This is a genomic window from Saccharothrix longispora, assembly GCF_030852425.1.
GTDB lineage: Bacteria > Actinomycetota > Actinomycetes > Mycobacteriales > Pseudonocardiaceae > Actinosynnema > Actinosynnema longispora.
This window is the reverse complement of the sequence record NZ_NSDM01000003.1, coordinates 580,612-602,778: the sequence shown is the minus strand read 5'-3', so window position 1 is coordinate 602,778 and position 22,167 is coordinate 580,612. Positions and strand designations below refer to the sequence as shown.

The following is a 22,167-nucleotide window of genomic DNA, read 5'->3' as shown; positions in this document are numbered from 1 at the left end:
CGGGAGCGGGAGGACCCGGCGGCCCGGTCAGCGGCCGGCCGTCGGTTCCTCGTCGCGCGGGCCGTCGATGACCCCGTCGGCGGTCATCACCCACTGCGCCGGCCGCGCCGGGTGCGGCGTGCGCACGCCGCGGGACCTCATGCCCCGCAGCGCCAGGTCCACCACGTGCCGGAGCGCGGCCCCGGTGCGCTCGGTCGACTCCTCCACGTCAGATCATCCCCTTCCGGAGGGCGTAGGCCACCGCGTGCGGCCTGTTGCGCAGGTTCAACCTGGTCGTGATCCCGTAGAACACGTTCTTGATCGTGCGTTCCGAGTAGCACAGCCGGCCGGCGATCTCGGCGGTGTCCAGCCCGTCGGCCATCAGCCGCAGCACGTCGGCCTCCCGCGAGGTCAGCTGGTTCGGCCCGCCCTCGGGCGCCACCACCTGCCGCTGGAGGCGCTCCACGTGCCGCATCAGCTCGGCGACCATCGCCGGCGGCATCGAGCCGCCCCCGGTCGCCGCCGCCAGCACGTTGCCCAGCACCACCTCGTCGGTCACCGAGGCCCGCTGGAGCACCGCCACCACCCGGCACTCCACGGCGGCGAGCACGTCGGTCTCGCCCACCTCGTCCACGATGAGCACGACCGGCGCGCCCACCTGGGCCGCCGCGCGCCGCAACCGGGACGCGATCTCCGCGGTGAGCCGGGGCGCGGCCACCACCGCCACCTCGGCCCGCGCGTGCTGCGCGCTGCCCAGGACCTCGACCTCCGGCCTCGACGCGAGGTAGGTCGTCAAACCGGTCATGCTCAGGTGATCCGTCGCCTGGACGGCGACCCGGACTCGCTCCACCGCTGCCTCCCGCAGTCTCGCCTTGCGATCCGAGTCTGGAGGGGGCGGCTTCACGCGCTCTCAACCGCGTCTACAAGGATTCTTCACGCGCGGCGGCGTCTCCCGAGAGCCGTGGAGAGCCGTGGTGGACGAACTCAACACCGCCGGACCCGCCCAGGTCAAGGGCGGTGCCGCTCCAGTGGCGGTGCAGCGACAGCAGCACGTCCGACGGGTCGTGCACGGGGCGCCAGTCCGGGTAGTCGCGGCGGAACTTGCGGGTGTCGGTGAGCCACCACCGGACGTCGGCGAACCGGTGGTCGGGCGCGTAGTCGAACCGCACCTCCCGCCCGGTCAGGTACTCGTACCGCGCGATGAACTCCAGCACGGACGCGCCGCGCTCCCGCCCGCCGCCCGCGTGGTAGACCTCGCCGGGCCGCGGCGACAGGTAGAACTGCCAGAACATCTCCACCAGGTCCCGCGCGTCCAGCACGTCCCGCACCTGCTTGCCGCCGTGCCCGATGACCCGGAACGCCGCACCGCGCACCGCGCTGCGCACCAGGTGGGACAGGAACCCGTCCAGTTCGACGCCCGCGTGCCGGGCGCCCGCCAGGCTGCCGCACCGGAACACCCCGACGGCCATGCCCAGCCGCCTGCCGTACTCCTGCGCGGCCAGGTCGGCGGCGAGCTTCGACACCCCGAGGAACGTGCGGTCGACGCGGTCCAGCCGCAGCGACTCGTCGACGCCGTGCTCGTGGTACGGGTGCGCCGGGTCGACCTCCCAGCGGGTCGCGGTCTCCACCAGCGGCAACGCGTCCGGCGCCGCGCCGTACACCCGGCGGCTGGACACGACGACCACCACCGCCTCCGGGCACCACCGCCGCACGGCCTCCAGCGCGGTCACCGTGCCCAGGGCGTTCACCTCGAAGTCGACCAGCGGCGCGTCGGCGGCCCACTCCGCGCTGGGCTGACCGGCCGCGTGCACGACCAGTCGCACGTCCGAGCCGTACTCGCGCAGCACCGCGCCCAGCGCCTCCAGGTCGCGCACGTCCACCGCGTGGTGCCGGTGGTTCGGCGGCGCCTCGACCGCCGCGCCCACCGCCGCCGCGCCCAGGAAGTCCCTCCTCATCATGTTGTCGATCCCGACGACCAGGTCGAACCGGTCGGCCAGCACCCGCACGGCCTCACCGCCGACCAACCCGGCCGAGCCGGTGACCACGACGACGTCCACGTCCGCTCCTCTCGTAGGTCTCACGGGCGGCGGAAGAACTCCACCTCGCCCAGCGCCACGTGCCCGCCCGGCGGGAGCCCGGCGGCCTGCTTCACCACCAGCTGCACCCGCACCACGTCGCTGATCGCCGTGTCGGTGCGCTGCGGCCCGGACCGGTCGCCCAGCGACAGCGGCACCGTGCGGTGCGTGCCGTCGACCGAGGTGACCACGGCGTCCACCGCCGTGGCCCGGCCCTGCCCGGCGAACGCCTCCGGCTGCACGCCCGCCCCGGTGTGCACGACGACCGACAGCAGCCGGAACGGCGAGGCGAACGCGAACTCCACGGCGTCGCCCACGGCGGGCGCGCCCCAGTAGCGGTTCGACAGGCCGTCGACGGCGTCCGACGCCGGGTGGCCCGGCACCTCCGCGGTGGCCTTCGCGGTGCTCGGCGCGACGGCCACCGGCGTCGCCGTCCTGTCGCGCAGGTCGTCCAGCCACCGCGTGATCCACGGTTCGAGCAGCACCGCGGCCACCACCAGCGCGGCGACCGCGAGCAGCGCGGCGAGCCGGCGCAGCAGGCGGGACGTGTCGCCGCCCCACCGCCGCCGGGGCCGGCGGGGCCCGGCGGCCTCGCGCGCGGTGGTCCGCAGCGCCGCCGCGCAGCGCCGGCAGAACCGGCGGTCCGGAGGGTTGGCCGTGCCGCACGCCGGGCACGGCGGCCCGACCACGGCGTCCCGCGCGGAGGCGGTCGGCAGCGGTCGCCGGAGCACGGGCCGGCCGGGCGGCACCGGTTCCAGGGTGGGCGCCAGGGGTGACGCCCCCGGCTCCGGTTCCTCCACCCAGCCCAGGTAGGTGCCGCAGTTGCCGCAGAAGTCGTCCCCGTCCGGCACCGGCGCGCCGCACTGGGGGCAGTGCCTGGTCCCGATCCCCGGCGCCTCAGTCATCGCCCACCTCCACCACGCACGTCACGTGCACCGGCCGCACCGCGTCGACCAGCGCCTCCACCTCCGCCCGGTCCACCGGGCCGGACCGGCCCGGCCGCACCCGCACCACGACCGCGCCCGCGGACGGCGGCAGCTCGCCGTCCGGGTCCGGCGACCACACCGCGCCCGCCCCGTCGTGCACCTCGGCGCGCACCCCCAGGCACAGCTCCAGCCGGGTGACCAGGCCGCGCGCGGTGCCGCGCAGCCGGTGCAGCTCGACGGCCCGGGCCACCACCTCCCGGCGCAGCCCCTCCGGCCACGCCGGGTCGAGGTCGGCCGCCAGCCACGACGACAGCCACGCCAGGAAGTCGTCGGGCGCGAGGTCCGGGTCGAAGTACGCGGCCAGGTTGTCCAGGGTGGACAGGACGGGCGCCAGCACGGTGTCCAGCCCGGCGGTGAACCGCTGCGCCAGGTCGTCCGCCGCGTACAGGGCGGGCAGCGCCGCGCCCAGCGGGTGCCTGCTGGGCAGGCCGGGGAGGGCGGCGCGGCTCACGGCCCCGCCACCACTACCTGGTGCCGGTGCGAGAACACCAGCGCGTTGGGCGCCACCTCGACCCGGTCGGCGGGCGTGCCGCGCGCCCCGGTGATCGGGTTGGCCGGGAACAGCAGCACCTCCTCCACCACCCGCACCCCCGGCACCCGTTGGAGCACCGCGAACACCTCGCCGAACTGCACGGGCCGGCCGAACTCCCAGCCCGTGCCGTCGACACCGCCGCGCAGCGGGTTCAGGTGGCGGTGCAGCGCGTCCACCGCCTCCTCGCGCACCCGGGCCGCGTCGGCCGCGTCCACCGGGGACAGCCGCGCGACGACCGTGACGCCCTGGTAGCGCGGCGGTTCCACCACGATCCGGGTGCCGAGCAGGCGGCGCTCGTCGAGCGCGGCCGCCACCGCCCGCAGCACGTCCGGGGTGGGCACGAGCTGCTCGAACCGCAGCCGGTCGCCCCGGTCCGCCACCGCGTCGGGCACGACCAGCACCCGCGCGCCGCCGCCCTCGACCGGCAGGCACCGCACCCTGGCCAGCGACGGCGCGGCCCGCCGGGCGATGTGCTCGTGGTCCTCGGCGGTGACCGCCCGTTCCTGCACCCGCAACTGGTGCGGCGCGCGGAGCTTGGCCTCGGCGACCGTCTCGCCGTCCACGCCGCCGCGCGCCGCCTCGCGGTTCTCCACCGCCGCCACGTACGGCACGGAGCTGCGCAGCACCGTGATCGTCCCGCGCGCCACGTTGCCCGCCCGGCCGCCGCCCGTGCGGTAGCGCGGCACGTGCACCGCGGCGCCCTTCGCGGGCACCGCCCCGTAGCGGCGCAGCGACCCGTCCGCCTCGCGCACCGCCGGCGGGAACGCCACCTCGCCGCGCGCCGCGTCCAGCACCACGTGCCGGTCGTCGGGCCCGGACAGCCCGAAGTGCTCCACCACCGCCCAGTCCTGCCAGCCCTCGCCCTCCGACACCCGCACCACCGGCGGTTCGCCGTCCAGCAGCACGGGCGCGCTCGGCAGCGCGAACCGCTGCCCCGGCACGCCCGCCGCCTCGCCCAGCGGCACGTCCACCTCGGTCTCGGCGTGCTCGGCGACCGTCGTGCCGCCGATGGTGAACGCCTCGGCCTGCCGCACGGTCGGCGACTCGGCGTAGAACGGCTGCTCGCGCACCGGTTCGACGACCCGGCAGCGCAGCCAGCCCGCCCGGTGGCCCGCGACGACCGACGCGGTGTGCCCGGCGGGCACGTGCAGCACGACCTCGCCCGGCCGGTTCAGGCCGCCGGTGGTGTCCTCGTCGGTCGCGCACGGCGCCCACTCCTGGCCGTCCCACGCCTCCCACACCAGCGGCGGTTGCCGCGGGTCGACGCCGATGCCCTCGACCCGGCTGTCCAGCCGCAGCACCACGACGCAGCGCGGCACGGCGTTCGACAGGCCGAACAGGGTGGCGTCGCCGGGTTCGGGCTTCGCCTGGAAGCACGGCACGTCCCGGCCCGCCTCCAGGTCCCGGGAGCGGTCGGCGTGCTCGCCCCCCGCCGTGCGCGTCACCAGGCGCTCCAGCGCGCACGGCACCACGGCCAGCTCCTCGGCGGTGGCGAACACCACCGGCTCGTCCTGCTCCAGCCGCGCCGTGGCGACCTCCGTGCCCACCGGCAGCAGCACGGTGTTGTCCTGCGGCGCGGACAGCCGGAACGTCACGTCCACGCGCGCCGCGGTCGGCGGGAACAGCGTGACGCCCAGCAGGTCCAGGAACGCCAGGTGGTTGCGCTCGGGCACGCGGTTCAGCCGGTACACGAGCTGGTCGACCATGTGCGCGAACGCCTCGATCAGCGTCACGCCCGGGTCGGACACGTTGTGGTCCGTCCACTCCGGACAGCTCTGCTGGACGTGGCGCTTGGCCTCGTCCACGAGTTGCTGGAAGCGGCGGTCGTCGAGGTTCGGTGCGGGCAGCGCCATGACTGCTACGCGCTCCCTTCGGCCGGGATCGTGTAGAACGGGAAGACCAGGTTGCGCTGGTCGTTGGTGGTGCGGACGGTGTAGCGCACGTCGATGTAGAGCGTGCCGACGTCGACCGAGTCGAAGGCCACGGCGACCTCGTCGACCTCCACGCGCGGCTCCCAGCGCTCCAGCGCGGCCCGCACCTCGCGGGCGACGTGCCCGGCGGTGGTGCCGTCGGCGGCGGCGAACACGTGCTCGTGGATGCCGCAGCCGAACTCCGGCCGCATCGGCCGCTCACCGGGCGCGGTGCCCAGGACCAGCCGGATCGCCTCGGCGATCTCCTGGTCGCGCTCCACCATGCCGATGCCGCCGGTGGGGCCGACCCGCAGCGGGAAGGCCCAGCCGCGCCCGACGAAGTCCACGGCTCAGCCCCCGATCCGCACGGTCAGCGCGCCCAGCAGCACGTTCGCCCCGCACGAGGTCCGGTCGCCGACGCGGGCCGCGGGCAGGCCGCCGACCAGCACCGGCGGACCGAGCGAGCCGGGCCCCGGGACGACGAGGTTCGCGGGCCCCAGTGCCGCGTGCGGCGGCACCGGGCACGCGTGCACGCCGCCCACGACCGCGGCGGGCCTTCCTTCGATCAGGACGGTGGCGACCCGGACCGCCGCCGGGGGCGGCGGCGGTCCGAGCGCGCCGCCGTGGCTCGTCTGGTCGCCCGATCGGGCTGCGGGAGGCATCTGCCGACCTCTTCTCGTGCGTCGTGCTCAGACGGGGAACGGGGGGTTGAGGTGCAGGACCGCGCCCTTGACCACGGCCGTGGCGCGGCCGACGACCTCGGTCCTCACGCCCTCCACGGCGACGTCCGCGCCGGTGAGCGCCAGGCCGGTCGTCGCCTCCACCGAGACGGTGTTGCCCTTGAGCACCAGGTCGCCGCGCTTGGCGTCGACGGTGATGCCGCGGCGGTCCAGGGTGATCGCGCCGAACACGTGCCGGCCGCCGCGGACCTCGATCGCGACCTGCCCGGTGAGCTCGTCGAGCCGGATCTCCAGCCGCTGGTCGCCGCTGGCGATCCGCACGCCCGACGCGGTCCTCCCGTCGAGCAGTTCGAGCCGGTTCCCGGTGCGCGACACCAGCGACCGCCGGTTGACGCGCCCGCTCGTCGGGTCCACCAGCGGCACGTCGTGCCGGGAGGGCTTGTCGACGCCGTTGTAGAGGCCGCCCAGCACGTACGGGCGGTCCAGGCTGCCCTGCTCGAAGCCCACCAGCACCTCGTCGTTGACCTCGGGGCTGAACACGCCGCCGCCGCGCACCCCGCCGAGCTGCACCGTGCGCACCCAGTCGGTGACGTACGCGTCGTCCAGCCACGGGAACGTCAGCTTCACCCAGCCGCGCTCGCCGCCGACCTCCCCGATGTCGGTCACGACGCCGGTCGCCAGCCCCGGCATGCGGATCGGCCGGGCGGTGGCGTTCGCGCCCATCGCCAGCCCGGCCAGGGACCGGTCCGGCGACGTGCTGACCGTGACGACGCTGCGGTAGCCGTGGTGGGGGTCCAGCTCGTGCCGCACGGACGTCGCCGTGTACTTGCCGTCGAACTCGGTCCCGGCGCCGCCCACCGCGACGGGCACGCCCGCGCGCAGCTTCGGCTCGCCCTCGGCGACCGCCTCGATCTCGGCGAAACCGGCGCTGACGGCCGCGGCCAGCGACCTCGCCACCGCCTTGGCCTCCGCGTCCGTGCCGTACGGGGTGTCGAACACCAGCGCCTTCGCCGCCTTGCCGAACGCCGCCGTGACCACCCCCGGCCGCATGCCCGGCACCGCGGTCCGGCTCGCGATCGCCGGCGAGGTCCCCACCGCCGCCTTCTTGGTCCGCACGTTCCAGCCGCGGACCTCGACCTCGGCCACCTGGTCCGCGCTGGTCAGCGACGCGCGCAGCGACATCAGGTTGCGGCCGAGCTGGAGCACGAACGGGCTCGCGTCGGCCGACGTGCCCGGGCTCGGCGCACCGGCCGCCGCCGCGGGCCGCACGAAGTCCAGCACCCCCCGCGCGTCGACCCGCACGACCGCGCCGTGCTCCTGGGCGAGCAGCTGCAGGAAGTCCCAGTCGGAGATGCCCGGCTGGCTGAGGTGCGGGTACGTGACCACGGGGACGTCGATCCGGCCGGGCCGCAACCCGGCCGCCCGCACCACCTCCCGCACCACCTGCCGGACCGTCGCGTTGGTGAACGCCGCCACCCGGCGTCCCCGGAACAGCCGGTGCGCCTTGTTCATCGCGCGGATGACGGTGAACGAGCCCGTCGAGTCCGCGTCCACCTCCAGCGCGGTGACCTCGCCGGTGAACAGCACCTCCGCCGCGCCGCCCGACACCGTGGTCACCGACACCTCGACCTTCGTGCCGATCGTGATGCCGCCCTTCGCCAGCACCTCGTGGTGCGGGTCGCGGTAGGTGAGCACCGCGGCGTCGGGCAGACCCGCGTTCTCGTCCACCACGCAGCCCACCAGGTCGTTCTGCCACGACTCCGGCAGACCACCGGCCTTCACCGCGAACGACGCCGCGAACGACCTGCCGACCTGGCTCATCGGACCTCCTCCACCCCGGGCACCAGCAGTTCCGTGCCGGGCGCCAGCACCATCGGGTCGTCGATGTCGTTGGCCTCGGCGATCACCCGCCACGCCGTCGCGTCGCCGTACTCGCGCCACGCCAGCTGCGGCAGGCTGTCCCCGGCCACCACGCGGTGCGCGCGGCGGGCCTCGCGCGACCCCGACGTCGGGTTCTGACCGGGCGTGTCGACCCCGGCCTCCTCGATCGACAGCGCGCAGCGGGCGCGCAGCGGGGTGCCGTCCACGTCGAACAGCGAGTAGTCCACCGACAGGTTCGACAGCACCCCGTCGAACGACGTGGTCTTCGCCGTGCCCCACTCGAAGCGCACCCACGGGCTCGCCGGCTTCTTCTTCGCCAGGCTCGCCCTCGTCGGCACGCACGCCGTCAGCAGCTGCTGCACCCGGTTCTCCACCGAGGCGTCGTGCGTGGCCGTGGCGTCGAGGAACACCTCCACGGACAGCGTGCGCGGACCGCTGCCCACGAACTCCGGCAGCGACGTGGCGCCCGCCATGCGCGACGGCGTGCGCCGCCACTCGGTGTTCTTGGTCAGCGCGAGCGAGTTCGGGTTGAACTGGAACCGCACCGTCGCCAACCGGCCACCCGGCTTCGCGCCCGCGGTCGTCGGCGGCTCCATCACCACCAGCTGCGCGCGGGTCAGACTCGCTCCTGCCTTGGCCATCTCCCGGTCCTCCCAGTCCTCTCAGGACGCTTCGATGCCCTCGTGGGCGAATTCGAGGGTCTCCACGGCGGCCTGCGAGTCGCCGGGGTCGAACGACGGGCCCTGCCAGCGGACCGGGACGATGCCCTGAACCTGCCAGCTCGCGATCGGGGTCATGTCGGGGGTGAGGGCGACGATCTCGCCGTCCTTGCGCTCGACGCGCTTGATCACGTCGTTCAGCCACTTCACGACCTTCGCGCTGTCGGAGGTGACCGGTCGGGTCATGGTGATGTTCGACCACGTGATCCGCGAGGGGAGCTGGTGGGCGAACCCGTTGTTGCCGCCCTCGGTGAACTGCTCGACCTCCATCTGCGCGCCCATGCCGTCACAGGTGTGGAACGCGCCGAGGTCGTTGCCGGCTATCGAGAGCCGGAAGAACACGCTGGTGGCGAAGATCGAGTCGGACACGGGGGTTCCTCTCTCCTACCGGCGCAGGTCGTTCGACCGCCCGGCTCGTTCACGCCCGTGCCGGAGTTCGGCGCGGAGCAGCCTGCCCACGGGGTCGACGAGTCGGCGGGCGAGGTCGTCGAGGTCCTTCCGCGCGCGCGGCTCGTGGTCGGTGGCGTCGGTCCGGCCGCCACTGCCGGTCGTGCCCGCGCTGGTCGTGGCGGTCGTTCCCGTGCTCGTACTGGTCGTGCCCGCGTTCGTCGTCGTGCCGGCGCTGTGCGTCCCCCGCCGCGGCGTCGGCCCGTCGGCGCGCTGGACGACCGGTGTGGCGGGGCTTCGCCGGGCGGTCGGTGGGCGGATGACCGGCGGCCCGGCCGCCGGTGCCGCGTGGGCGGACCTGGTCGGCAACCCGCTGCCCCGCGCGACACCCGGGACGCGGGGCTGACGGGGCGGCGCGGGCCGGACCGCCGGACCCGCCGTCCCGCCCGCCGCGCGCTGGACGGCCGGTGCCCTCTCGGGTTTCGAGTACCGCAACGGGACGACCGGTCGAGCGGTGGGGGTGGGCGTCGGTGCCGTGGCGGGGTGGATCAGCGGGCGGTCGGCGATCAGGGGAGCGGTCCTGGAAGTGGCTCTGGGGGGTGCCCCCGCCGGTGCCGGTGATGTCGGTGTTGCTCCCGGCGGGGGAACCGTCGGCGCCAGGCGGGCCACCCGGACCACCGGGACCGCCGGACGGGCCGGTTCCCCCGGTCGCACGGGTGTCCGCGTCGGTTCGGGAGTGCGCGCGGGTTCCGGGACGGCGCGGACCCGGTGCTCGTCCGTGGCCGGTGCGTCGATCCGGCGCTGGACGTGCGGGCCGGCGGAGGTGGCGACCGGTTCACCGGACGCCGTGGGCGGCAACGCGGACAGGGGTGCGCCGATCCCGATCACCGGCCGCGCGGGTGCCGCTCCCGGCCGGGTGATCCTGCGCTGGACGACCGGGTCCGCGCTCCTCGCGCTCCTCGCGGTGGGTGCCGACGAGTCCGACGCCATGATCACCGCGCCGGGCGGCAACCCGGTCGCCGGCTCGCCCAGCAGGGGAGCGGTGAGCCCGACACCCCCGGTGGGTCCGTCGGGTCCGGCGGGGCCGACCGCCGCCGGCACACCCGCCGCCGGCACACCCGCCGGCGGAGCACCCGCCGAAGCACCCGTCGGCGGAGTACCTGCCGACGAGGCGCCGGCACGAGGCGGAGCCGATCCGGGCCGATCGGCGGACCGCGTGCCGCGTGCACCGCGCTGCACGACCGGGAGCGACCGCAGTGGGGTGACCTCGCGCCGGGCGGCGATCAACGGACGTCCGACGGCCTTGAGCTGCACGGCACGGGAGAGCCGGAGCGGTCCGCTCCCCAGCAGGGGTGCGGCGTCGCCCGCCGCACCCCTGCCGGCGGGCGACGGCCCGCCGGGACCGTTCCCCGTGCCGGTCCCGCCCTTCGCGGATCCCCCGCCCGACCCGGGGTCGACGTCGAACGCGGGCACGGCGGTCCTCGCTCCGGGTCCTGCGCCGGAGTCGAGCGCTCGCCCGGACACCATCGCGGTCCGATCCGCCGGCGCGGGACCGGTGCCCGGGGCGGGCGTGGGCGCGGATGGGGTACCACCGCCGAGCCCAGGGCTCACGGACCGGTCCGGAAGCCCGGTGCCGTCCGCGATCCCGGCACCGCCCGGGATTCCGGCACCACCGCCGTGTCCGCCTCGGTACCAGGCGGGGGAGCCGGTCCGAGCGCGGCTCTTCCGGCGGACGAGGGCGCGGGCGACGGTGAGCGCCCGACCACCGATGCCGCCGGACGGACGGCTGTCGGACGGACGGCTGTCGGACGGACGGCTGTCGGACGCGGTCGCGGTCGGATCGGCAGCGGCGGCGGCGAAGACCGCACCGTTCCCACGACCCGCGCCACCGTCGACCAGCGCCCCGTCGCCGAGCACCGCACGACCGGTGGCATCGGCACTGCCCCCGCCGCCCCCGCTTCGGCCGCCCCTGCCGCCGATGTCACCGCGCGCGGCGGCACTGCCGCCGCTGTCGGCTCCACCGGTGGTGACTCCGCGGCCATCGACTCCGCCGGTGTCAGCGTCGTCGGTGTCAGCGTCGCCGGTACCAACGCGTCGGAGCACCACGGGCAGTGCGTGCGTGGCCCAGTGCTCACCCGGCACACCGGTCGGTCGGGCGACACCGTGGAGGACCCCGGCGGGCGCGGTCGGGGTGACCGCGTGGCCCAGCTCGCCGCTCAGCGAGTGGTCCCGCCAGGAGGCCAGGCCGGAGCGGAAGCGCAGGCCGTCGGTGACGGCCATCGGCGCGCGCCGGAGCACGCCCTCCAGGCGCGGGGCCGCGCGCCAGCCGCCGTCCGGCGCGGAGCGCCGCGCGGTCGGCGCGGCCTGCCCCGCCGGTGGTGCGCCGCCGCGGAAACGGGACCAGAAGCCCATCGGGTCACCCCCCTTCGTTCACCCTCGTGTTGATCCGCGCGATCTCGGCCACCCAGCGCAGGCGTTCGTGGTGCTCCAGGTCGAGGATCTCCTCGCGCGGCCAGTGGAAGTGGTAGGCCACGTACGCGACCTCCTCGTGCAGCCGGTCGGCCGCGTACGTCACGATTCCCCCAGGCGACCACCGGCCAGGTCCACCTCGAACGCACTCCCGCACGACGGGCACGACACGCCGGCGCGAGTGTGCCCCTCGCTGTTGATCCGCCGGTAGAAGTCCTGGAGGAACGCGATGTCCGTGGCGTACATGCGTTCCACCACGCCCACGTTCACCTCGTCGACCTCGCCCAGCTCGGTGATGACCGTGCTGAGCAGCAGCACGCTCAGGTAGCCGGGGTTCTCCTTGACCCGCAGGTCGATCTGCGGCCTCAGCTCGTCCCGCGCGGTCGCCAGGCGCATCCGGCCGTGCCGGTGCACCCGACCGTCCGCGTCGACGTACCCGCGCGGCAGCTCGAACTCGAACTCGGTGTGCGCCGCCGGAGCGGCGGCGGTGTCGACGGCCGCGACCGGCGACTTCTTCACCTCGGCCAGCTCGTCCAGCGAGTCCAGGCCGATCACCCGGCGGCGCATCAGTCCTCCAGCGTGATGTCTTCGAAGGTGATGGTCACCTTCTCCGTCGCGGCGCTGGACTCGCCCGCCTTCAGCGACGGGCCCTCCCACCGGCTGACCCACCCGTTGACCAGGTTGAGCCGCCGCTCGGTCTCGCCCTTGCTGTTCATGATCTCGATCGTGATGTTCTGCCGCGCGGACTCGACGTCACCCTTGTTCAGGGTCTCCTTGAGCCACTTGGTGAACTCCTTGCTCTTGTCCATCCCCCGCGTGACGGTGATCTCGCCGCCCTTGCGGGCGCCGGGCTGCTTGCGCAGCAACGGCTTGCCCTGCGGGGTCACCTGCGAGATCTCGACCACGTCCTCCTCGACGGTCACACCGCTGACCTCCTGGAGCGACTCGACGACGTACGCGCCGAGCTGGAGGCCGAAGATGTGCGTGGAGAGGGCATCACCGTCTGCCATGGCTGCCGCCTTTCACAAGAGGACGAGGTCACTCGCTGACGAGGCTCGTGTTGTCGGAGAACTGGGCGAGCCGGAAGACCACGAACTCGGCGGGCTTGACCGGCGCCACGCCGATCTCGCACACGACCTGCCCGAGGTCGATCGACTCCTGCGGGTTGTTGTCCCGGTCGCACTTGACGTAGAACGCCTCGGCGGGGGTGCGGCCGAACAGCGCGCCCTGGCGCCACTGCTCGGTGAGGAACGCGGTGATGTTGCGCCGGATGCCCGCCCACAGCCGGTCGTCGTTCGGTTCGAACACCACCCACTGGGTGCCGATCAGGATCGACTCCTCCAGGAAGTTGAACAGCCGCCGCACGTTCAGGTAGCGCCACGCCGGGTCGGACGACAGCGTGCGCGCGCCCCAGATCCGGATGCCGCGACCGGGGAACGAGCGCAGGCAGTTCACGCCGACCGGGTTCAGCAGGTCCTGCTCCCCCTTGCTCAGGGCGGTCTCCAGGTCGACGGCACCGCGGACGACCTCGTTCGCCGGGGCCTTGTGCACGCCGCGCTCGGCGTCGCTGCGCCCCCACACGCCCGCCACGTGCCCGGACGGCGGCACGAGCGCGTTGCGGCCGGTCGCCGGGTCGAACACGGTGATCCAGGGGTAGTAGAGCGCGGCGTACCGGGAGTCGTGGTTGGCCTCGTCCCGCCGCCACGCGCGGACCCGCTGCGGCGACAGCCCGGGGGGTGCGTCCAGCACGGCGACCCGGTCGCCCATCCGCTCGCAGTGCGCGATGACCGCGTTCTGCACGGTCTTCACGCCCTCCAGGTCGATCATGCCGCGCTGGTAGGCGCTCATCAGGTCGGGCACCGCGACCATGGTGACCTCGTCGACGTTCTCCAGGCCGCCGAAGCCGGTGCGCGCCTCGGCGTCGCCGACGTACTCGTTCGCGTCGACCTTCGCGGGCTTCGCCGCGTCGGAGGGCGCGGCGGGCAGGACCACGGACTGCTTGTCCGGCCTGCTCAGCGCCGTGCCGGCCTGCTCGGTGACGGCGATCAGCTTGGACCGCTCGGCGACCTGCGTCACGACGTAGTTCTTGAGGTTGCGGCGCGTGGACACGTCGAACGTCTCCACCACCCGGTCGCCCTGGCGGACCAGCAGCTTGAACCGGTCCTCGGGCGGGTTCTCGCCGTCGGCGTCCGCGACCTCGACGCTCACGTCCGCTCCGGCCGACGGCAGCGCGGTGATCCGCAGCCCGCCGAGCGTCGCGGGCACCGGCGCCACCGGCTCCGCGTCCCGGGCCGCGCCGCCCACGCGCACCACGTACGCCGCGCCGCCCCCGTTGGCGAAGTAGCCGTACACCGCGTGCGGCAGGTAGGCGCCCTCGGTGAAGCCGCCGAAGTGCTGCACGTACTGGTTCCAGTTGGTCACCAGGGTCGGCTGGTGGAAGGGGCCGTGCTCGGCGAACCCGACGAAGGCGGCGACCGCGGTGCCGACGCCCTCGATCGGTCGCGCCCCGGTCTGGACCTCCTCCACGTACACGCCGGGGGAGAGGTACTGCGGCATGGTCGCTCCTCGTCTGTCGGGCGTTCTTCCGCTCTGGTGAGGACAAGCTTCGCCGGGCGGCGCACCGGGCGGCAGGACCGCCGGACCCCGCCGGGGGCACTCCCGTTGCCCCAACGGGCATCCCGGACAGCGGCGCGCCCCGGCGCCGAGCGGAGTCGGCGCCGGGGCGCGGTGGGGAACGGGGGAGGGCGATCAGTCCAGGTAGCCGGCGAGGTACATCGGGTGGTCGCGGAACAGCGCCGCCGCCACCCGCGTCACGGCCTCGGCCTCGGTCAGCTGCGCGTTCGCCGGCAACCTCCTGTTGAGGAAGTCGGTGATGCCCGCCCTCGTCCGCGGCGTCGCGGGCAGGGTGAACGAGAACGGCCCCAGGTCACCCGGCCGGGTGTCGCGCACGGGTGGCGCGTCACCCGGGTACATGTGCGCACCCCCGCCGCGGTAGTTGTTGTCCTGCATGAAGTCGACGTTCGAATCGCTCACCACGCCGATCGGCGCGGCGTCGCCGCCGAGGTCCTGGGAGACGAATGCCGCCGCCCCGCCGCCCGACAGCACGTAGATGTTGTTCCGGTCCGGCGGGCCGACCGTCTCCTCGGCGAACCCCTCGGGCGCCAGGCCGACGCCTTGGCGGCGACCGCGCACCAGGCCGTCGTTGTGGATGCCCGTCCGGTACTGCTCCCGGGTGAGGTGGGCGTGGACCTGGACGCCCTGCGGCAGCGGCGGCACGTTCTGGTAGCGCTGCATCACCCGCGAGTAGGGGAGCCCGGGGGCCCGGGCGGGCTGTCGGGCGTACGCGGTGTCGTCGTCGGACTGGTCGTCGGGGACCGCCCCGGACCTGCCGGGGATGCCGATCGCCATCGGCGCGGTGGCCGCGCGGCTCGGTCCCGCGGAGGCCCGAGCGGGTGGCGCCTGCTCGGTCGGTCGGTCGTACGAGGGGTCGTCGGCCTGCCTCCTCAGGTGGTCGACCTCCCGGTCCTCGTTGTCCAGCAGGGGGGACAGGGCGTCGATGAGGGCCCTCCGCCGGGCGGTCTGCGCCGGGTTGCGGTCGGTCGAGGTGCGGTTGTCCTGGTTCTGCTTCCACTCGCCCATCGCGACCCTCAGCTCGGCGATCAGGCGACCGCGAGTGGCGAAGTCGGTGTTGGGCAGGCGGAGGTAGGCGCGGACCCGGTCGACGATCGCCGGCCAGCGGGACAGCGGGTTCCAGGTGGACGGCTCGTTCAGCACCGAGTTCACCTCGGGTGACACCCGCCAGGTCGCCGGTGAGCGTTGTACGGCCGGTTCACCGCCGCCCCCACCGCCGTGGTCACCGCCGTGGTCGTGGGACGCGTGCCGCGGGTCGGGGGCCGGGGTGCTCAGCGCCTTGGTGGCGTTGGCCTCGGCGGCGCGCTCGAACCGGTCCGACGGGTCGCTCACCCGCAGGCCGTCGCCGTTGTCCGTGCCCGACACCGCGCCCTGGCGCTGCTGGATCACGTGCGTCAGCTCGTGGGCCAGGGTGTGCCGGTCCCCGCCGCCCCGGCCGATCACGACGTGGTCGCCCGAGGTGTAGGCGCGGGCCCCGATCTCCTCCGCCGAGCGGGCCGCCGTGGCGTCGGTGTGCACCCGCACGCCGGAGAAGTCCGCGCCCAGGCGTGCCTCCATGTCGGCGCGCGTGCCGGTGTCCAGGGGCGTGCCGGGCCGTCGCAGCACGTCGTGCACCGTCGACCGCCGCACCGGCGGCGGTTCGCCCGCCGCCCCGTCCTGCCGGAGCAGCTCGACCATCCGCGCGACCGCGGCGTTGCCCGCGGTGCGCTGGAGGTCCAGCAGCTCGTCGACCCCGCCGGCGGGCCGGTCCGCCACCGGCAGGGGGACGTCGTGCCCCGACCCGTGGTGGTGATGGTGGTGGTGTGCGTGGGTCACGTGCTCCTCCAGGGTCCTGTGCCGGTCCGGTCAGGGCCGGTCCTGCCACCACGGTCCGAACTCGTTCTCCAGCACGAGCCGGCCGAGCTTGCGGTACTCCCGCCGGATCGCCGTCACGACGTCCGCCATGGCCACCGGCCGGTCGGCGGCGGCGGCCAGGTAGGCGGCGGTCACCGCGCACGCCCGGATCGAGCCGCCCGCCAGTTCGAAGCGGTCGGCGCAGAACGCCAGGTCCAGGTCGTCGGACCGCGGCATCGCGGTGCCCAGGCAGCGGTCCCACAGCGCGGTCCGCTGTTCGGCGTCGGGCACCGGGAAGTCCGCGACCACGTCGATCCGGCGGGTGAACGCCTCGTCCACGTTGGACCGCAGGTTGGTGGTCAGCACCGCGATCCCGTCGAAGGACTCCATGCGCTGGAGCAGGTACGCGGACTCCGTGTTGGCGTGCTTGTCGTGCGAGTCCTTGACCTCCGACCGCTTGCCGAACACCGCGTCCGCCTCGTCGAACAGCAGCACGCCGTGCACGCCGGCAGCCTCGGTGAAGATCCGCTCCAGGTTCTTCTCCGTCTCTCCGATGTACTTGTCCACCAGCGACGACAGGTCCACCACGTACAGGTCCATGCCGATCTCGGCGGCGACCACCTCGGCCGACATCGTCTTGCCGGTGCCCGACTCGCCCGCGAACAGCGCCACCACCCCGCGCCCGCGACCGCCGCCCGGCCGCATCCGCCACTGCCCCAGCACGCGGTCGCGGTGCCGCGCCCGCACCACCAGCTCGTCGAGCTGCGCGCGGGTGGGCGGGGGCAGCACGAGGTCGTCCCACGTGACGGCGGGCGTGATGCGGCGGGCCAGCCGCTCCAGCCCCGCGCCGTTCTGGGCGCGCACGCCCGCGCGGACGTGCCCCAGGCGCACCGGGCGGTCCTCCAGCACGGCCAGCCGCGTCGCGACCGCCACCGCCCGGGTCATCTCGTCGACGCCCAGCCGGTACCCCGACAGCGCCGCCACCAGCGAGTCGTCCGCGGGCGCCCCGGTCGCCTCGGCCAGCGCCCCCGCCCACCGCCGGGCCCGCAGGTCGGGGTCGGGCGACGGCACGTCCACCGACACGACCGGCTCCGCCGTCCAGTGCGGGTCCCAATGTCCCCGGCCGTGCAGCAGGAGCGGCACGTCGCCGGCGAGGGCGACGAGGTCGCGCACGACGCCCACGTGCCCGGGCACCAGCGCGTCCAGCGGCCCGAGCACCACGCCCGCACCCCGCAACCGGGCCTCCCGGACCGCCCCCGCGAGCAGGGGCGTTCCCGGGCCGGCCGCACCGGGGGACGCCACCGCCGCCGCGTCGAGCACCACCGCGTCCCGCCCGGCGGCGGCCAGCGCGTCGCACGCCACCCGCCCGCCGTCACCGTCGCGCGCGCGCAGGTGCACCGTCGACAGCCCGGCCCGCAGCGCCCCGCCGAGCCGGTGGTCCGGGCCCGGGTCGGTGCTCGCCGGCACGACCCGGGCCACGCCGGCGAGCACCGGGTCCGGCTCGTCCGCGCCGAGCAGGTGCGCGACGACCCGGTCGGGCACCCGCAGCACCCGCGACAGGGCGGGCAGGCCACCGTCGGCGACCTCGACCAGCCCGCCCGCCACCAGCGGCGCGGACGGCGCGAACCGGAACCGGGCCGGGTCCGCCGGGGGCAGGCCGCACAGCTCCAGCGCCAGCCCGACCGCCGCGCGCCGGCGGGTGACGTCGTCGTTGAGGTAGGCGTAGAGCCGCTCGAACCGGGCGTCGACGTCCGGCGCGAGCGCGATCAGCAGGAACTCCACGTCCACCGGTGCCAGGTCGAACCGCCGGGCCAGCCGCAGCAGTCGGGGCTCGGAGCCGGGCGTCAGCGCGGCGAGCGCGGCCAGGTCCGGGTCGTCCCCGGGCGGTGCGGCCGGTCGGCTCGGCGAGTCCAGGACGCGCCGCACGACCTCCGCCGTGAGGTACAGGCCGCGGTACGGGTCGTGCGGCGCGGGATCGCCCTCCGCCCGCGCCGCCACCGCCCGGCGCACCCGCTGCTCGACGGCGCCCAGCCGGCCCCACAGGTACGCGAGGTCCGCCGGGCGCGTCCCGACCCGGGCCCGGCCGGCACCCACCGCGCCCGTCGCCCCTGCGTCCATCACCTCGGCGGTCATCGGATCGGTCCGGCGTGGCGGCGGCGTTCGGCGGGCAGCGGCCGCGGCCGGGGCGCGGTGAACCCACCGCCGGTCGTCCCGCCGTCCCCCGGTCCGTCGTAGCGCAGCCTGCGGCCCTCCTCGGCGGAGGGACCGACCAGCACCAGGCCGTCCACGGCCGGCGCGGCCGGGGCGAGCGTGCCGACGACCGGCGCGGTCACCACCACGTTGATCGCGGGCCTCAGCTCGCCGCCCAGCGCAGACCAGACGTCCGTCGCCGCACGGCCCTCCGACACCGCCCCGCCCGCCTCGACGCCCACCGACAGGTCCAGCTCGGCCAACGAGCCGGTCAACCACTCCGCCCGGAACCGGTTGGTCGCCACCAGGCACGTCAACGCCTGCGACAGCAGCCGGTGCCCGTCCTGCGACCGGTTCGTCCACGCCGTCACCAGGTACGACAACCGGAACCAGCGGGGCGGCCGGCGGTGGCCGACCAGGTGCTCGTCCTCGTGCACGGCCAGCGCGCCGGTCGAGCGCCGCGACAGGTCCTCGCGGATGTCGTAGAGGAACACGTTCACCGTCGGGGCGTTGCGCCGCGCCACCCAGTCCGTCGTGGGCGGGTCGAACGCCAGATCACCGCCGCCGCCCGGCACGTCGCCGGCCGCGAACAGCTTGCGCATCGCTTCGTCCACCTCGTGGATCACCTGGCACCTCCCTCGTCGTCGTCCCGGATCACCTGCGCCGCACCACGTCCGGCGGCTGGACGGACCCCGGCACCACCAGGAACGGGGTGGTCGCGGACCGGAAACCGGGTCCGGCGGCGGTGATCGTGCGCGGACCGGTCGAGTCCTTGTGGAGGATCAGCAGCTGCGCGGCGAACCCCCCGTCCGCGCGCGGCAGCGCGGGTGCGGCCGACGCGGTGATGCCGGGCGACCAGGACAGCCGCACGGGCACGCCGGGTGGGAAGTCCACGCCGCGCACGGACGTGACGAACCCCGGTTCCCCGATCGGCGGCACGGCCACGATCCTGGGCAGCAGCACGCGCACCGGCGCGCTCGCGGTGTTGTCGGCCGGGTCGGCGTCGGTGCCGGTGGTGCGCAGCACGCCGCGCGCGACCCCCTGGAGCGGCGCGTCCGGGGCCAGCACCACCTGCACGACCTGCGCCGCGCCGGGCGGGAGGTCCGGCAGCAGCGGGCAACCGGTCACCGAGCAGCCGGGCGGCAGGACCGCGACCGGCACCCGCGCGGGCAGCGCGAAGTCCAGCCGCAGCCCGGTGGCCAGGCCGCCGCCGCCGTTGCGGACGGTGTACGTGACCGTCGCGCGCCCACCCACGTACGACGGGTCGGGCTGCACCACCACGGCCAGCGACGGCCCCGCGGCGGGCTGCGCGGGAGCGGGCGGCGGCGGGGGCGGCGGCGGCGCCGGAGCCGGGTCGCGCACCGGGACGGCGGTCGTCGCGGCGTTGTCGGTGGGCAGCGCGTCGAGCACCGGACCCGCGACCGACCACGTCAGCTCGTGCCGCCCGGTGACCACGCCCACCAGCTCCACCGACACCCGCACCACGTCCCCCGGGGCCAGCACGCCGGGGTCGCAGCGCAACCCCGCCACGTCGCACGTGCCGCGGTCCGGGCGCAGCGCGGCCAACCGCACCCCGCCGGGCACGGCGACGGTCAGCGCGCTCCCCGGCGAGGCGGCCGGCCCGCGGTTGACCACCTCCACGTCCAGGCGGGTCGTGGCGCCGGTGTCGGCGTCCGGCAGGCCGGCGGGCGCGAGCACCGCGAGGTCCACCGACTGCTGCCACGTGGGCTCCTTCTGCCGGCCGGGCAGGTCGGTGGTGATCCGCTCGACCGCGCCCGTGGCGACCGACACCAGCAGCAGCTCCTCCGGCGACCGCGCGTCACCCGCCCGCCGCGCGGTCAGCGCGACCCGCGACCCGTCCGGCGAGAACGCCACGTCGCGCGGCTGGAACGGCCCGTCGGACGTGCCCAGCGGCTCGGCGCAGGTGTCGCGCCCGCGCGGGAACAGCACCGTGCAGGCGTCGTCGCCGACCGACACCAGCAGCACGCCGTCGGCCTCCCGGTTGAACGCCAGCGTGCGGCCGTCCGGGCTGAACACCGAGCTGTCGTCGGTCACCTCGCAGTCGAAGCCGCACACCGCGGCGGAGACGTCGCGCTGCCCGTCCAGGCCGTCGGCGCGGGCCGTCCACACGTGGTTGTCCCGGACCTCCGCCGTCGGCCCGTCGAACACCCGGCCGCGGGTGAACGCGAGCGTGCGGCCGTCCGGGGACCACGCGGGCTGCGTGTCCTCCCGGTCCGCCTGCCCCGGCGGCGGCAGCAGGCGCCCCGCCACCTCGCCGGTCGCGACCTCGACGACCACCACGCGGCTCGGGCCGCCCGCCGGGCGCACACCTCCCGGCGTCCGGCGGGCGAAGGCGAGGAAGCGGCCGTCCGGCGACCACGCGGCGTCGAACTCCCAGTCCGCCGCGCCCCGGTCGGCGACCGGCAGCCGTCGCGGGTCGCCGCCGTCGGCGTCCACCAGCCAGATCCGCTGCACGCGCCCGCCGTCGCCGTCCTCGAAGCGGCTGAACGCGATCGTGCGCCCGTCGGGGGAGTAGGACTGCCGCTGCGTCCACGGGTCGAAGCCCGGGCGCGGGCGGAACAGCAGGTTCGGGTCGTCGACCGCACCGGGGTCCTCGCGCAGCACGGGCACGCCGAGGTCGCGCGGGTCCGCGCCGTCGGGCCGCACGTCCTGGAGGCCCGCGGTGGAGCGGGTCGGCGCGGTGGTGCGGCCGACCACGAGGTGCTCGCCGGCCGGGTCCACCAGCCACGTGGGCGTGCCGACGACGCGGTCCTCGCCGAGCAGCAGGTCGGGCGGCGCGGTCACCGGCAGGCCGGGCGCGGTGTCGACGCGGTAGACCTTCTCCACGTTCGGGTCGGCCGGGCACGAGCACACCTGGTCGAGGCTGAGGAACAGCAGGCGCGTGCCGTCGGGCAGCCACTCCGGCGACCGGCCGCGCCACCCGGCCTGGTCGCCGCCGAGCACCGGGCCGCCGTCCACCACCCGCAGTCGAGGCGCCCCGTCGCCCCGGTCGAGCGTGTAGGCGAGGCGGCCGTCCACGGGGTTCCACGCGGGTTCGACGGCCGCGCCCACCGGTTCGTCGGTGACCCGGGTGGGCGAGCCGCCCGCCACCGGCCGCCGGTACAGCTCGGCGTCCCCGTCGGGATCGGCGGAGAACGCGACCTGCGTGCCGTCCGGCGAGAACGACGGCGACGTCTCGTCGTACGGGGTGTCGGTGAGCCTGCTCAGGCCGGTGCCGTCGACGCCGACGCGCCACAGGTCCCGCTGCCCGCCCTCGGCGGAGTCGAACACCACCGACCGCAGGTCCGGCGACAACCGCGGCCGGCCCGCGTCGCGCCCCTCGGTGAGGCGGCGCACCGCCCCGTCCGCGGTCCGCACGTACACCTGGGGCCTGCGCTCGTCGCGCAGGCTCGTGAACACCACGAGGCCGCCGCGCGCGGACGGCCGGTCGTCGTGGTGCGCGGGCCCGGCGCCCAGCAGCGGCGCACTGGCGCCCAGCCGGTCGGGCACGGGCGACGTCACCGCGCCGAGGCTCCGGTGCCCGGTGCCCGCGAAGGCGATCCGGCCCACCGCCGGCGATTCCCCCTGCGCCGCCGCCGACGTGGCGCGCTCCTGCGCCACCACCACGACCGCACCGCACAGCAGCACCACCGCGGCCGTCACGGCCAGGCGCGGGCTTCGCAGCCATCCCACCACGTTCTCCACCTCCGTCGGTCAGCAGGATCGTCGCCACCGGCGCCCCGCCGAGCCGAGGGCCGCAGGGGCACTCCTCAGGAACACCTCCGTCCCCAAAGGGCAACCGGGAGTCCACCCTCCAGGTCCGGTGAGTTCTACGTTCACGCCCGACGCCGTGAGTCCTGAACGAAGAACTCACGGCTCCCGGACGTCGGACTCT

At 75.6% G+C, this 22,167-nt stretch carries 20 protein-coding genes; 1 reads left to right on the top strand and 19 read right to left on the bottom strand.

Annotated elements, in window-relative coordinates:
- Positions 1–27: 27 nt before the first annotated feature.
- From CKY47_RS10670 to CKY47_RS10620, 11 genes are all read right to left on the bottom strand, one after another.
- On the bottom strand, positions 28–207 hold the full coding sequence (locus tag CKY47_RS10670) for a hypothetical protein (RefSeq protein ID WP_306745531.1): 180 nt from the start codon (positions 205–207) through the stop codon (positions 28–30).
- A gap of 1 nt (position 208) precedes the next feature.
- Positions 209–784, bottom strand: a complete 576-nt coding sequence (locus CKY47_RS10665; RefSeq protein WP_306745530.1) for a helix-turn-helix transcriptional regulator — start codon at positions 782–784, stop codon at positions 209–211.
- 115 nt (positions 785–899) lie between these two features.
- Positions 900–2,036: an NAD-dependent epimerase/dehydratase family protein gene (locus tag CKY47_RS10660; protein WP_306745529.1), complete on the bottom strand. Its 1,137-nt coding sequence runs from the start codon at positions 2,034–2,036 to the stop codon at positions 900–902.
- 20 nt (positions 2,037–2,056) lie between these two features.
- Positions 2,057–2,959, bottom strand: a complete 903-nt coding sequence (locus CKY47_RS10655; RefSeq protein WP_306745528.1) for a zinc ribbon domain-containing protein — start codon at positions 2,957–2,959, stop codon at positions 2,057–2,059.
- On the bottom strand, positions 2,952–3,491 hold the full coding sequence (locus CKY47_RS10650) for a phage tail protein (protein WP_306745527.1): 540 nt from the start codon (positions 3,489–3,491) through the stop codon (positions 2,952–2,954). The genes CKY47_RS10655 and CKY47_RS10650 overlap by 8 nt, the downstream gene beginning before the upstream one ends.
- The gene (locus CKY47_RS10645) at positions 3,488–5,425 is read right to left on the bottom strand and encodes a putative baseplate assembly protein (protein ID WP_306745526.1); all 1,938 of its coding nucleotides are present in this window, start codon (positions 5,423–5,425) and stop codon (positions 3,488–3,490) included. Before CKY47_RS10645 ends, CKY47_RS10650 begins: the two co-directional genes overlap by 4 nt.
- A 5-nt stretch (positions 5,426–5,430) precedes the next feature.
- Positions 5,431–5,829 carry a GPW/gp25 family protein gene (locus CKY47_RS10640; RefSeq protein WP_306745525.1) on the bottom strand — a complete coding sequence of 133 codons (399 nt, stop codon included), beginning with the start codon at positions 5,827–5,829 and terminating at the stop codon, positions 5,431–5,433.
- Between the two features lie 3 nt (positions 5,830–5,832).
- Positions 5,833–6,144: a PAAR domain-containing protein gene (locus tag CKY47_RS10635; RefSeq protein ID WP_306745524.1), complete on the bottom strand. Its 312-nt coding sequence runs from the start codon at positions 6,142–6,144 to the stop codon at positions 5,833–5,835.
- A 27-nt stretch (positions 6,145–6,171) separates the two neighbouring features.
- Entirely contained in the window at positions 6,172–7,983 is a 1,812-nt protein-coding gene (locus CKY47_RS10630) for a VgrG-related protein (RefSeq protein ID WP_306745523.1), read from the bottom strand.
- Positions 7,980–8,684 (bottom strand): CIS tube protein, encoded by a 705-nt coding sequence (locus tag CKY47_RS10625; protein WP_306745522.1) that lies wholly within the window; start codon positions 8,682–8,684, stop codon positions 7,980–7,982. The genes CKY47_RS10630 and CKY47_RS10625 overlap by 4 nt, the downstream gene beginning before the upstream one ends.
- A 21-nt stretch (positions 8,685–8,705) precedes the next feature.
- Positions 8,706–9,131 carry a phage tail protein gene (locus CKY47_RS10620; protein ID WP_306745521.1) on the bottom strand — a complete coding sequence of 142 codons (426 nt, stop codon included), beginning with the start codon at positions 9,129–9,131 and terminating at the stop codon, positions 8,706–8,708.
- 151 nt (positions 9,132–9,282) lie between these two features.
- Between CKY47_RS10620 and CKY47_RS10615 the strand changes: the two genes are divergently transcribed.
- Positions 9,283–9,555, top strand: coding sequence for a hypothetical protein (locus tag CKY47_RS10615; protein ID WP_306745520.1), 273 nt, complete (start codon positions 9,283–9,285; stop codon positions 9,553–9,555).
- Between the two features lie 2,010 nt (positions 9,556–11,565).
- On the opposite strand, the gene CKY47_RS10610 is transcribed toward CKY47_RS10615, so the two are convergent.
- The 8 genes from CKY47_RS10610 to CKY47_RS10575 all read right to left on the bottom strand — a co-directional run bounded on the left by CKY47_RS10610 (position 11,566) and on the right by CKY47_RS10575 (position 21,965).
- The gene (locus tag CKY47_RS10610) at positions 11,566–11,724 is read right to left on the bottom strand and encodes a DUF6760 family protein (RefSeq protein ID WP_306745519.1); all 159 of its coding nucleotides are present in this window, start codon (positions 11,722–11,724) and stop codon (positions 11,566–11,568) included.
- Entirely contained in the window at positions 11,721–12,185 is a 465-nt protein-coding gene (locus CKY47_RS10605; protein ID WP_306745518.1) for a hypothetical protein, read from the bottom strand. The genes CKY47_RS10610 and CKY47_RS10605 overlap by 4 nt, the downstream gene beginning before the upstream one ends.
- Positions 12,185–12,628 carry a phage tail protein gene (locus CKY47_RS10600; RefSeq protein ID WP_306745517.1) on the bottom strand — a complete coding sequence of 148 codons (444 nt, stop codon included), beginning with the start codon at positions 12,626–12,628 and terminating at the stop codon, positions 12,185–12,187. The genes CKY47_RS10605 and CKY47_RS10600 overlap by 1 nt, the downstream gene beginning before the upstream one ends.
- Positions 12,629–12,656: 28 nt before the next feature.
- Complete coding sequence (locus CKY47_RS10595; protein WP_306745516.1) at positions 12,657–14,174, bottom strand: phage tail sheath family protein; 1,518 nt, start codon at positions 14,172–14,174, stop codon at positions 12,657–12,659.
- A 192-nt stretch (positions 14,175–14,366) separates the two neighbouring features.
- Positions 14,367–16,064, bottom strand: a complete 1,698-nt coding sequence (locus CKY47_RS10590) for an eCIS core domain-containing protein (RefSeq protein WP_306745515.1) — start codon at positions 16,062–16,064, stop codon at positions 14,367–14,369.
- A gap of 30 nt (positions 16,065–16,094) precedes the next feature.
- On the bottom strand, positions 16,095–18,200 hold the full coding sequence (locus CKY47_RS10585; RefSeq protein ID WP_306745514.1) for an AAA family ATPase: 2,106 nt from the start codon (positions 18,198–18,200) through the stop codon (positions 16,095–16,097).
- A gap of 11 nt (positions 18,201–18,211) precedes the next feature.
- Complete coding sequence (locus CKY47_RS10580; protein WP_306745513.1) at positions 18,212–18,898, bottom strand: Pvc16 family protein; 687 nt, start codon at positions 18,896–18,898, stop codon at positions 18,212–18,214.
- A gap of 28 nt (positions 18,899–18,926) precedes the next feature.
- Positions 18,927–21,965 carry a hypothetical protein gene (locus CKY47_RS10575; RefSeq protein ID WP_306745512.1) on the bottom strand — a complete coding sequence of 1,013 codons (3,039 nt, stop codon included), beginning with the start codon at positions 21,963–21,965 and terminating at the stop codon, positions 18,927–18,929.
- Positions 21,966–22,167: the final 202 nt, after the last annotated feature.